7 protein-coding genes are annotated in these 13,002 nt (G+C 39.1%); 5 read left to right on the top strand and 2 right to left on the bottom strand.

Features of this window, described 5'->3' with window-relative positions:
* Positions 1-2: 2 nt before the first annotated feature.
* A complete protein-coding gene (locus EV200_RS21085; RefSeq protein WP_132536353.1) occupies positions 3-197 on the top strand; it encodes a hypothetical protein in 195 nt (64 codons plus the stop codon).
* A 729-nt stretch (positions 198-926) separates the two neighbouring features.
* On the opposite strand, the gene EV200_RS21090 is transcribed toward EV200_RS21085, so the two are convergent.
* Complete coding sequence (locus EV200_RS21090) at positions 927-2,564, bottom strand: SusD/RagB family nutrient-binding outer membrane lipoprotein (protein WP_132536355.1); 1,638 nt, start codon at positions 2,562-2,564, stop codon at positions 927-929.
* A gap of 17 nt (positions 2,565-2,581) precedes the next feature.
* A complete protein-coding gene (locus tag EV200_RS21095) occupies positions 2,582-5,695 on the bottom strand; it encodes a SusC/RagA family TonB-linked outer membrane protein (protein WP_132536357.1) in 3,114 nt (1,037 codons plus the stop codon).
* A 293-nt stretch (positions 5,696-5,988) separates the two neighbouring features.
* Between EV200_RS21095 and EV200_RS21100 the strand changes: the two genes are divergently transcribed.
* From EV200_RS21100 to EV200_RS21115, 4 genes are read left to right on the top strand one after another with little or no spacing between them, the layout of a single operon-like run.
* Complete coding sequence (locus EV200_RS21100; RefSeq protein WP_165877997.1) at positions 5,989-6,630, top strand: RNA polymerase sigma-70 factor; 642 nt, start codon at positions 5,989-5,991, stop codon at positions 6,628-6,630.
* A gap of 48 nt (positions 6,631-6,678) precedes the next feature.
* Positions 6,679-7,680, top strand: a complete 1,002-nt coding sequence (locus tag EV200_RS21105) for a FecR family protein (RefSeq protein WP_132536361.1) — start codon at positions 6,679-6,681, stop codon at positions 7,678-7,680.
* A gap of 32 nt (positions 7,681-7,712) precedes the next feature.
* The gene (locus tag EV200_RS21110) at positions 7,713-10,814 is read left to right on the top strand and encodes a SusC/RagA family TonB-linked outer membrane protein (protein ID WP_132536363.1); all 3,102 of its coding nucleotides are present in this window, start codon (positions 7,713-7,715) and stop codon (positions 10,812-10,814) included.
* Between the two features lie 6 nt (positions 10,815-10,820).
* Positions 10,821-12,419 (top strand): SusD/RagB family nutrient-binding outer membrane lipoprotein, encoded by a 1,599-nt coding sequence (locus EV200_RS21115; RefSeq protein ID WP_229676893.1) that lies wholly within the window; start codon positions 10,821-10,823, stop codon positions 12,417-12,419.
* Positions 12,420-13,002 lie beyond the last annotated feature (583 nt).

The following is a 13,002-nucleotide window of genomic DNA, read 5'->3' on the forward strand; positions in this document are numbered from 1 at the left end:
GTTTGCGTACCATCTGGTTTGCCATTGCCTTTATTTCAATTGGTATGGAAGCTAAGTTTTCTTCACTCGTTAAATTACAGGGAGGCAAACCTGCATTGACATTTGTGGTGGCACAGATTTTCAATATCTTCTGGACGCTTTTATGGTCGTATATTTTGTTTGGAGGGTATCTTTTTTCGATTCCGGATTTTAAGTAGGTTAGTCGTTGAGCATTTTTCGTTACTTTATTTATTGATCGTTTAGGTCACTTCTGCACTGTCTCGTCATTGCGAGAAGGCTTTTTCAGCCGACGAAGCAATCTCATTTGCAAGACATTATTTTGTCCTTGCCGGACGGGGTCTCTTCTTTGGGCAACCAAAGAAGCAAAGTTGCCGGCTCGCAATTTTTCTGTTGAAGTTAGTAATCAGGCTAGGACAGTGCCATCCCGAAAAATTGACCATGCCGGTCAAAGAGCAGAACGGAGAAACAGTGGTTTGGCCTTGCCGGGTTTTTATGCGATCGCCATTCCCCTCCTGTGGAGGGGTGCCCAAAGGGCGGGGCGGTTTAATTTGCCCGATCATTTATTTTTAGTTTACTAAAAATAGATTGCTTCGTCGTGCCTCCTCGCAATGACGACCGTTTGTATTTGGGCATTAATAATCTGATTTTCCAGCTCATCGTCATTGCGAGAAGGCTTTTTTAGCTGACGAAGCAATCTCATTTGTACAGTACTTTCTGTAAGATACTTTGTTACGCAGAAAAAGATCCTGAATCAAGTTCAGGAAGACGCGTGATGGGATTTACAATCGCCATTCCCTCAGATGCATCGGAGGCTGCCCGAAGGGTGGGGTGGTTAATATGGTCAACTGCTTCCATTTCGATCTCACAAAAAAAGGTAGGACAACCGAAGTCATCCTACCTTTAATTATTGTCAATGAAAATTCTAATTAGAAATTAGATTTATCTACATCCCACCACAATCTGGTACCGCCATTATCAGGTCCGCCTAATAAGCCAACCGCTTTAACCACTTCAGCACTGTTCCCATTTCCAAATTCGGTAGATGGATAAGGCAATCTTCTGATTTGCGTTTGGGTATTAATTGTTCCGTTGCTGAAATTATTCGCTACTGTAAACAGTTTAGGATAACCTGTTCTTCTGAATTCAGACCAGGCTTCCTGTCCGTCAGGAAAAATAGCCAACCATTTTTGTGTAATAATTCTTTCTAGTTTCTGTTCATTCGAAGCAGCTGCATCCCATCTAACCGTAATCGTACTTACTGCAGCAGCATTATTTGCCGGATTTTTAGGATCTACATAGGCAGTTGGTCTACTCGTTGCATCCGCTAAATAATTTCCAGCACTTACATTCCACTGTTGAAGTGAAGTGGTAATACCGGTTTCGTAATTTGTTTGTGCATCGCCTGCTCCAGCCCAACCCCTTAAAGCAGCTTCAGCCTTTAAAAACCAAACTTCGGCAGCAGTCATTAAAATCTGAGGTGCTTTTTGTCCGGCAGGTGACCTTAGATTATCACTTGAATTTAAACTGGAATAAGTTTTATAACCTGCCTTACCCAAACCATTAAACGATGTATTTGCTCCCGATCTGATACCAACATACTGATTAGCAAATAACGGATCTGTTGCAGGTGTAGCGTAAACTGGTAAGCGTGGATCATTATAACCGACTAAATAAGACTGTAAAGCTGCGCCTAAAGCATTATCGCCATCATAAGATACGGTAACCACCCATAAATCGTTATCTCTGGTTCCAGATTGGGCAACTGCAGCATTATCTGTAACTGTAGTTAATAAACCACCTGGTGCACTTAACGCTTTTTCTCCCTGAAGTTTTGCTGTAGCTGCATCAGCTTTCACAATCCGCGTGGCCAAACGTAAGCGGAGTGAATTCGCCAATTTTAACCATTTAACCGGATCGCCCTGATAAACTAGATCACCTTTATCATAAAAAGCAGGAGTTCCTGGTTTTGCGGTGATGTATGCTTGTAAGTTAGTTGCTGCGGTATCAATCTGTCTAAAAAATGCATCATAAACTGTTTTTTGATTCTCGTAAGGCGTAGATACCAATGATGAACCCGCTGTAGTATATGGAATCGGACCGAACTTATCAGTCACCCTACTCATCGCCATTACCTGAACCAAAAGGGCAATTCCCCAAGCTTCAGGCGATTTTGTTTTAACCTCGCTCTGGCCAATTTTAGAAATTGGTGCCATTACGAAATTGTATTGATCATTAAAACCAGTGCTGTTCCATCCATTATTAAGCGAATAGTTCATGTTGTTGATCCCACCGTTAAATGGCGTTGGCGGCATCATGTAACCGCTAAAAGCATCCGCACTTAAATTCTGTGCAATTTGGTAGTTGTGAAAAATTTCCTGCTCTATCGGGCCAATTGCAGATTTTAAAAGGGAAGTAGTTTGCTCTGGTGAAAGTGCAGTTGGATTAGTATTATACTCTTCAAAGTCTTTGGTGCATCCAAAATTCAGAGCCATTAAAGATGCCAGCAAAACAGCAGACAGTCCTTTAATCCCTTTACCAGCGGATTTATGATATATATTTTTCATGTTGTTTTTCAATAGAATTAAAATGTTAAATTTAGATTGAAACCTAAAGTGCGGGTTGCAGGTTGATTGAATACATCAATGCCTGATAAACCGTTTCCTGTTGACATCGTGATCTCCGGATCAAACGGTGCTTTTTTGTAGAAGTAAACTAAGTTTCTGCCAGTAACAGAAAATTTCATGCTTTTGAAAGTTTTGCCAGTTAATGGTAAAGTATAACCTAATGCGGCTTCTCTTAAGCGAACCACTGTAGCGCTGTAAATGTATTCGCCAGATACGCCTGATCTTCCACCAACAATAGAATAATAGCTTTGTGGATTAATGCTTGCAGAAACTGCATTTCCTCTGGTATCTACACCATCAATTTTAACACCACCTTGATTTCTGGCGTTACCAGTCGCTTCAGATACGCCAGCTTCGTCCATTAATGCTTCTGTTAACGATAAAACCTGACCGCCGAATTTACCATCAACCAAAAAGCTTAAACTAAAATCTTTATAACTGAAACTGTTGTTCCAACCCAATTGGAATTTTGGATTCGCATTACCTATATAGTTAAAGTCTGCACTTTTTAGTGGAGTATAAGGTGAGGCACTTGTTCCATCTCCAGCCAAAATAATCCGGTTTTGGGCATCTCTCTGTAGAGTATAACCATAGATATCACCATAAGAACCACCAACTTTTAATCTGGAGATGTAAGAATTATTACCTCCGCCGGTTAAGTCAACACTGAAAATTCTGTCTTCAGAAGCGATATCGATAATTTTATTTCGGTTCGCAGAGCCATTAATCGATGTGTTCCAGTTGAATCCGTCGCCTTTAACCACATCAGCTCCTAAAATGAATTGGATACCTTTGTTCTCCACATTTCCAGCATTTAAGTATCCGGTAGATACCAATGAAGATGGTGGTGCAATTACCGGAATGTATTGGTTTCTGGTGTTAGTTTTGTAATAAGTAAAGCTAAAATTGATTCGGTTAGCAAGGAAACGTAAATCTGTTCCAATCTCGAAAGATTTGGTACGTTCTGGCTGCAATTCTCTAAAAGCCGCATTGGTATTAAACAATAATGCCCCATCTGCCTTCAAGGTATTTTGAATAAAAGTAAGGTACGGTGGCACAGTATTACCAACCTCCGCATAAGTACCTCTCACTTTTGCATAGCTGATGGCCTCAGGCAATTTAAACATTTGCGAAACAATAAAAGACAAACCAAAAGATGGATAGAAATAAGAATTGTTTGGCGTATAAGATAAGTTCGAAGACCAATCATTTCTACCTGTAACAGTGAAGAAAGCCCAGTCTTTATAAGATAAGTTGGCATTACCAAAAAACGCCTGTAACTGATTGTGGTTTGGTATAATCGCCGTGGTATTGGTTAACGTATTCCCGGTAAAAGTACCTGGTTGTGCCACAATGGTGTTGGATGGGGTGAAGAAATCAACTGCTGATAAATTTCCTGCAAGAGATAAACCAGAAGTTTTCTGATCATTAATACTTCCACCAATTAATCCATTCAGTTTAAAATCTGATCCTGTTAACGGAACAGTAAAGTTTGCAATCGCATCTACATATTTTTGGACGAAAGTCTGATTGCTTTGTGCAAAATAACCAGTTCCGGTAGAGTTAAAGTTTCCGTTGATCCCAGAGAACCTGTGGTTTTCATAATCATCAGTCGTTCTATCCATATTACCCCTCACCTGAACATTTAACCAGCTAGCCACATCATATTTAACACTTCCACTTAATAAGAAACGGTCGCGGATGGATGTATTTGGATTCAAATTGGTTAACCACCAAGGGTTTTGGTTAATATCTGCCGAACCACCTAACCAGTTCTGGCGGGCAGTTCCGGTATTACCAGAAAGCAAATATTGCTCTTTATAAGGGTTAATATCTACGCCCCTTGGGAAAAGATATAAACCCACCAATGGATTTAAATATAAGCCTAAGGAAGGACTGTTGTTAATTTTCTGATTGATGTAGTTCACACTTGCATCAACAGTTAACTTGTTATTTAAAAACTTAGCGGTTTCGCGTAAGTTGATGTTGTTTCTGTTTAACTTATTTCCTGGCTGAATTCCACTTGCATAAGTGTTCGAGTAAGAAAAATAAGTTTGCGCAATTTCAGATCCACCAGAAAGATTAATCGCATTCGAAGTATTAATTCCAGTCTGGAAAAAATTACTTAAATTATCTGTAGTGTTATTAATTGCACTTCCCCAGCTATCTCTCGTAGTAGCAGATGCTGGTCCGTAGCTGTTTTGAAACTTCGGTTTGTAAGCGATGTTATCAATGTTTACACCGGATGAGAAACCAATTTCAGTTTTGCCCGATTTACCTTGTTTAGTCGTAATCAAAATTACCCCATTTTGCGCCTGGCTACCATATAACGCTGCCGCAGATGCACCTTCTAATACAGTAATACTGGCAATATCATCAGGGTTAAGGTTAGAAATCCCATCTCCACCATCCTGGCCACCACCAAAAACACTGTTCTGCTGACCGTTTGCATTACCATTATTACTGATTGGCACCCCATCAATTACATATAGAGGCTGGTTATTTCCGCTCACTGAACGGCTACCACGTAAAATTACTTTGGCAGAACCACCCACACCCGATGCACTTGGGCTAATGGTTAAACCCGCAACTTTTCCATTTAGCGAGTTCATTAAATTAGGACTTTTAACCTTCGATAATTCATCGCCCGATACTTGCTGCGTATTGTAGGTTAATGATTTTTCTGATCTTTTAACTCCTAGTGCGGTCACCACAACCGTTTCCAGATTTTTCGAATCGGCACCCATCGAAACATCAACAGTGCTTTCTGTACCTACCGTTACTTCTTTATTCTGATAACCGATAAAAGAGAATACCAAAACATCGCCAGCTTTAGCAGAAATGCTATATTGGCCTGAAGTATTGGTTTGCGTGCCAGTTTTTGTGCCCTTTATAACAACTGTTACACCGGGTAGGGTAACGCCCTTTTCATCTTTTACCGTTCCTTTAATCACATCCTGATAAACCGAGTGGAAGGAAATAGCGTGTTTGAAATGATTGATAGGTGCAGCTGCGTATAAACCTGTAGATGCATAAAGCAATAAACAAGTTAGCTGTAAAGATTTTTTCATATTCATTAAGAATAATTTTGAATAATAATTATTTGGTTAATTGTTAGTCGCCATACAGAATCCATCTGGATGGTCTATTAGTTAAGAGCATTTGTTCGGTGCAAATTGCCTACAGAAAAACTAATGATTTTAAAATTTATTTGTTCAAGCTTGATAATCATGGTATTAAAATATGTTTATTCGCATTGGATAACGTTTTGGTAACCATTATAGAAGTAACATTTTTCTATTAAACTGTCTCCCTACTAGATTTTTTTTGATTACTTTACGTTTGATTAATTAAACTAATTAATTTGAAAGCAGCAAAGCCAGATCTGATCGTTTTATGGAATAAGATTTGCCTAGAAAGTGATATCAACGCTTTTGAGCAGCTGTATCGATATCTATATAGCCGTTTGATCAGGTTCTCTGTTTATTACGTTGGCGATAAACAAGCCGCAGAAGATCTGGTGACTGAGGTTTTTGTTAAATGTTGGGAAAATCGTAATTCAGGTACATCAATTCTAAATCCCGAAAGCTATCTTTTTATCGCGGTTAAAAACCAATCACTTAAATACCTGAAAAAAAATTCTTCTGTTACATTTATTGATTTAGTAGATGTAGATGACGATGTTTCGGTAACCGCACAAACGCCACAATACATTTTAGAAACGAAAGAACTCCACAAGCAACTTAATCTCGCCATTGAGAGTTTGGCACCCCAGTCGCGTGAGGTATTCCGGTTGATTAAAGAAGGCGGAATGAAGTATAAAGAGGTTGCCGAAATGTTAAATATTTCTCCACGCACCGTACAAACACAATTATTCAGGGCAATTGCTAAACTCCGGTTAATTCTAAAGCCATTAGGCGAAATGGATTCTGGCGAGAATAGAAGCAGAAGAATAATTTCTTTGTTGTTTCTTTTAGGCACTTTATCTTTTTTATATTACTTGTAGGCAATTTTCAATAAAATAGGAACCTTAAAATAGAATAACATAACTAAAATGACAGATCAAAGATTTACAGAATTGCTTGGTAAACAATTGGCCGGAGAAATTTCTGCGGATGAATCTTTGGAGTTGAAATCAATTTTAGAGAATAATGCAGCATTAAATAAAGAATATCAACTTTTGCAAAACTACCTGGAATCTGAAACAGAGGAAGAAAAAAATATCGATGTGGTTTTTGATCGCATCAAAAGTCAGATTCAGGTTCCTGCAGTACCTGTTCTTAAAGTCATTAATACAAGGAATCAGATCTGGTTAAAAATAGCTGCGGTAGCAGCTGTTATCCTGATTGGCATTCTGGTTTACCGCAGTGACCTGTTTATTTCCAATAAAGCAGATCAGGTGGCCTTAATTAAAGTACAAACCAACGCAGCTGAAATGAAAACCATTACACTGGCTGATGGTTCAACTGTAAAAATAAATTCGGCCAGCGAATTAAGTTATCCTACGAAATTTAATGGAGCGATAAGAGATGTTTACCTCTCTGGTGAAGCATTTTTTGAAGTAAAAAAAGATTCGCAACATCCTTTTATCGTCCATACCAAAAATACAGCAGTAAAAGTTCTGGGTACCGCATTTGATGTGAAGGCTTATCCTAATGATGCCGCTGAAGAAACTACTTTAATAAGAGGGAAGGTGCAAATCTTGTTAAAGGATGATAAAAAACAGCTGTTTACACTAAAGCCTAATGATAAATTTACTTTAGCAGATGGTAAGGTATTAATGAGTGAAGTGAGTAGCGATCAAGAAGAGGAGATGATGGAAACCGCCTGGACGAATCATCAACTCATTTATAAAAACAACCGTTTTGATGAAATTGCCCGTCGCTTTGAGCGTTGGTATGGTGTGAAAATCGTTTTTAAAGATCCAGAACTTAAAGCGATAACCTTTACCGGACGCGTTGATCAGGAAGCCTTAAATGAAGCATTAGATGTACTCAAGCTAATCGAAAACTTCAATTATTCCATAAACGGTAAAAATGTCTACATCTATCGTTAATACAAACGGTAAAGGCATGTATATTTGTAGCCATGAATGGCGTGCAGAAAATCATGTTGATTATTGGATTGATTTTTCCGCTAGGTATTCAGGCGCAAACAAAAGTCAGCTTAAATTTCACCAATGCAAATTTTGAGCAGGTAATAGAAGCCATTCAGCAACAAACCATTTACCAGTTTACCTATAGCGAATCTAAAATCCCCACGCATCAGGTCTCCATTAAAATAGAAAATGAAGAAGCAATCAATGTAATTGAAAAGTTATTGCGCAATAGTGGTTATGGCTTTACACTTCTTTCCGATCATTTAATTGTTATCAGGAAAAATACTGATAAAAAAATGGACAGAGATAGTGCCCGTTTATTAAAGGAGGTGGTCATTACCGCATTGGGTATCGAAAAAGATAATGAACAGGTTGGCTATGCCTTAACCACCATAAAAGGATCATCCATCGCCAAAGCAAGAGAAAGTAATTTAATCATGGCGCTGCAGGGTAGGGTGGCCGGACTAAATATTACGGGTGTGAATGGAGGCCCGGGATCTGCCGCCCGTGTTCTTATACGGGGCGTTTCCAGCATGACGGCTGCATCACCTTTATTTGTGGTAAATGGCGTTCCCATTGATAATAGCATTAGAGGAAGTGCAAACGAATACGGAGGGGCCGATTATGGCGATGGAATTAGTAATATCAATCCAGATGATATTGAAACCATTACCATTTTAAAAGGCTCAGCTGCTTCTGCTTTATATGGTGCCAGAGCTGCAAATGGTGTGATTCTAATTAATCTCAAAAGTGGAGGAGATCATGCTGCTGCAAAATTTGAATACAATACCAATTTAGCCTTTGATGTTCCGGTAAACACTACAGATTATCAGTATGTATATGGACAGGGTGCACAAAATAAACGACCATCCGATTTATACAACGCCATTTCAACCAGCTTATTAAGTTGGGGTGAAATGATGGATGGAAAATTAACACCACAGGTAGATGGTTCCATGCAGCCATATTCCCCTGTCAAAAATAACATCCAAACTTTTTACCGCACTGCTCCGGCTTTTACCAATACACTTTCTGTAGTGGGTGGAAATACCCATCAGCATTATCGGGTGTCCGTTTCCAACCTCGATTATAATTCCATTTTAAGTAATGGAGCACTGAACCGAAAAACGATAAATTTCTATGGCTCGCTCGCTTTAAGTCCTAAAGTAACATTAAGCCTCACCGGAAATTATATCGATGAGCGAAACAAGAACAAAAGTTACCTCAGCGATGGCCCGTTAAACGCTAATTATGGAATTTCTACGCTGGCCACCAGTTTAGATCAATCTTTATTGGCGCCGGGTTTTGATGCCAGAACTGGTTTTGAAAGTAGGTGGAATGCAGATGAATATAAAACCAACCCATATTTTTTAATGAACAAACAGGCAGATGATGCCAATCGGAGCCGTTATATCTCCTCTGCGGTGCTAAAATATCAATTAGCCAGCTGGGCAATGCTTCAGGGTAGAATGGGTTACGATTTCAGTAAGGATGAGTTGGTGAGTATTTTACCCACAGGCACAGCATTTTCCATCAACAGGGAAGGTGGTATAAATGCTTATGATCACAATCAAACCTCCGAATTTAATAGCGATATTTTATTTACAGCCACCCGTAACCTAGGCGATAAAATCATACTCGAACTGGCTACAGGCGCTAATTATCGGGAAAGAAGAAATAGTTCAGAAAAACTAAAAGGCTCACAATTTAAGGTGCCCTATTTATATGTTCCTGAAAATCTGATCACCACCACTAAAACATTTGCAAAATCGAGCATTGTTACAGAATCAGCTTATTATACGGCCGATGTGAGCTATAACCGATATTTAAACTTGTCCATAACCGGCCGTTACGACATCTATTCTACTTTGCCGGCAAACAATCGTGGCATATTTGTACCAGGTGTATCAGGTAGTTTTATTTTCTCAGATCTTTTAAAGTGGAAAGGATTTGATTTTGGCAAATTAAGACTTGATTATGCCAAAACCAGCGGCGAACCCATCGTTCCTTATACCACGCAAATCTACTACACAACAGATAATCAGGTAAATGGTGTTCCTTTAGGTGGTTTTTCAAGCGACTTGCCCAATTATAATTTAAAGCCCTATACCCTTAATGAAGTAGAAACTGGCCTAGATCTTAAATTTTTTAATAGTCGGTTGAATCTTGATTTTACCTATTTTAATCGGCTCACGCACAATGAAATCATCAACGCTAAACAATCCGTTACCACTGGCTTTACTTCAGCCTATGTTAATCTCGGTGAAACCCGAAATGCAGGCGTAGAGATTGCTTTAGGTTATACGCCGATTCTGACCACTAAAGGCAAGTGGCAGATTAACCTGAATGTAACGAAGGTTAAAAACACCCTACTTTCTATTGATGGAAATAGCAATTATACACTTACAGGAGCTTACCGACCTTTAAACGCCAATACTGCATTAGTGGTAGGCAAATCCATCACACAGATTATGGCTTATGATTATCTACGAGATGCCAATGGAAATATCATTATCGGATCAGATGGCATTCCTAAACGTGGAGATTTTATCCCCATGGGTGGTACCATGCCAACGCTCTACGGAGGCATAACCAATAGTTTCAGTTACAAGCAGTTTAGCTTTTCATTTTTAATAGATTACCGTTTCGGCAATAAAATATTATCTGCAACGGAATATTACAGTTACGTATCCGGTTTAAACAAAGCCACTTTAGTTGGAAGGGAAACCGGAATTGTTGCCGATGGAGTATTGGAAAACGGACAAAAAAATACCATAAACGTTCCAGCTTATACCTATTATCCAGAATTGGCTACTAATATATCTGCTTTATCAGTGCTCAATGGCAGTTTTATTAAGCTTCGTCAGGCGATGCTCGGTTATACTTTTAATACCCGTTTTTTAAAACGAACACCATTTAGCCAAGTATCTATAGACCTAACCGGTAGAAATCTATTTACCTTGCTAAAATACACCAAGAATGTAGATCCAGAATCACAGTTTTCGCCAACACTTGGCTATGCCGGAATAGAAGGTGCTTCACTTCCTCCCACAAGAACATTTGGTATCAATTTTAATTTTAAATTCAAGTAAATGGGCATGATGAAAAAATGGTATTTAATGGGTTTTTTCTGGATGGTTTTAATTGGTAGTTGTTCCAAAGCAAAGCTTGATGAGATCAATACCGATCCGACTAAACTCACAGAAAATGATTATGATCCAAATAGTTTGCTTGCACAAGCACAGTTAAAATATGCCAATATGGGTTATTATCAGCTTTTGTATCAAAGCACCATGATGCAATTACTGGCTTCTACGTATTATTATTACAACAATGGCGATAAGTATATTAACGTGGGCAGTTTTACCGATTACCAGGGGCGTATTTTTGATGAGGGCTATAAGGATGCATCCTACATCAGAGAGATGCAAAGGCTGGCGAAGTTGAAAGATCCTGTTGCCTATCAAAACCTGATTGCCATTGGTGATATCATGTTCGTGATGATTTTACAAAGAATTACCGACACTTATGGCGATGTGCCTTACTCGCAAGCCGTAAAAGCGATGGAAGGAATTAAATACCCGGTTTACGATAGGCAGGAAGATATTTATAACCAAATGTTGAATGATCTGGAAAAAGCCATCGCACAATTAGATACTGACAAACCAAGCCCAACTGCTGATCTTTTTTACAAAGGCGATATTGTTAAATGGAAGAAATTTGGCTATTCCTTAATGGTAAAATTAGCCATGAGGTTAACCAAAGTTAATCCCGAAAAGGCAAGGCTCTGGACCGAAAAAGCAGCTGCTAAAACTTTCACAAGCATACAGGATAACGCCATACTATTAACAGATGCATCATCCTTTGATAGTCAAAATGGAACTTCACTCGCTTTGAGAACCTATTCTGATTACCTGGAAGTTCGGTGGAGTAAAACCTTAATCAATAAGCTCAGAAATACCAACGATCCTAGACTCGGCATCATCGGAGAAGTACCAAAGGATGGATTAACCAACAGTGCAAATCAGAATTTAATTGGAAATACAGATGCCAGCGTTCAGCTTGGACTTCCGAATGGATTTGACTTGCAAAATGGGGCTACCGATATCAGCCAGTCAGCAGATTATCCAGGCGGCACTGGCAACGGAAGTGATTTTGCACCTCTGGGTAAATATTCCAGACCACGTACAAACGTATATTTAAAATTAGGCGGACCAATTTTTATATTAAGCTACGCGGAGATTGAATATTTATTGGCCGAGGCTAAAGTTAGGGGATGGAATATACCGGGTACAGCTAACCAGCATTTTACAAATGGGTTAATGGGTGCACTACAATCACTAAGCCAGATAGACCCGATAGCCACACTAGAAGCCAATAAAATTAATGAATTTGTTCTTCAGCATCCGCTTGATGAAAGCAGTACGGAAACGGCCATAAGTGAGATCAATACACAATATTGGGTCGCTACGGGTACTAACTTTAATTTTATTGAAGCCTGGTTAAACTGGAAGCGGAGCGATTACCCAAAGCTGAACCCTGTAAATTATAAAGGCAATGTAACCAATAGTACCATCCCGAGGCGAATGATTTACCTTTCTACAGAGGTTTTAAATAATCCAGAAAACTATAAGGCTGCAGTAGCGAGAATAGCTGGTGGAGATGCACTGACATCAAGGGTTTGGTGGGATCGTTAAAAAGAGAGACTAAGAAAACAATCGTCCCCATCTCATTCACAATATAAAACAGCAACAAAAAGAAAATCAGTTGCTGTTTTTGTTTAATAGCCATTAAGATTATCTACGCAGCTATCTCGTTAACTATCGTAGTATAAATCCGAATTCAAAAATTATCAATTAATTCTAACACTCCGGTCTGCGACCACCCCTCTGAAAGAGGGGAATGGCGATCGTAATTCCCTCCGATGCATCGAGGGTGCCCAAAGGTCGGGGCGGTTAAACAAAAAATAAAACCGTTCAAATAGCTTTTTAAGGCGCATATTAATCGAACTCTGATTATAAAGATAAAGTAAAACATTCTTTAGCTCCAGGTTAAGATAAACCACCGCAAACTTTATATCATCAACTGCAAAGCTTATGTTGCCTACTGCAAAGCTTATGTTGCCTACTGCAAAGCTTATGTTGCTTACTGCAGAGTTTATGTTGCCTACTGCAAAGCTTATGTTGCCTACCGCAAAGCTTATGTTGCTTACTGCAAAGCTTATGTTGCCTACTGCAGAGCTTATGTTGCCTACTGCAAAGCTTATGTTGCCCACCGCAA

This window comes from Pedobacter psychrotolerans (assembly GCF_004340665.1).
Taxonomy (GTDB): domain Bacteria; phylum Bacteroidota; class Bacteroidia; order Sphingobacteriales; family Sphingobacteriaceae; genus Pedobacter; species Pedobacter psychrotolerans.

What these genes read in the sequence shown, in the direction of transcription:
- EV200_RS21090 (WP_132536355.1), bottom strand. Translation starts at nt 2,564, where the DNA reads ATGAAAAATATATATCATAAATCCGCTGGTAAAGGGATTAAAGGACTG.
- EV200_RS21095 (WP_132536357.1), bottom strand. Translation starts at nt 5,695, where the DNA reads ATGAAAAAATCTTTACAGCTAACTTGTTTATTGCTTTATGCATCTACA.
- EV200_RS21105 (WP_132536361.1), top strand. Translation starts at nt 6,679, where the DNA reads ATGACAGATCAAAGATTTACAGAATTGCTTGGTAAACAATTGGCCGGA.
- EV200_RS21110 (WP_132536363.1), top strand. Translation starts at nt 7,713, where the DNA reads ATGAATGGCGTGCAGAAAATCATGTTGATTATTGGATTGATTTTTCCG.
- EV200_RS21115 (WP_229676893.1), top strand. Translation starts at nt 10,821, where the DNA reads ATGATGAAAAAATGGTATTTAATGGGTTTTTTCTGGATGGTTTTAATT.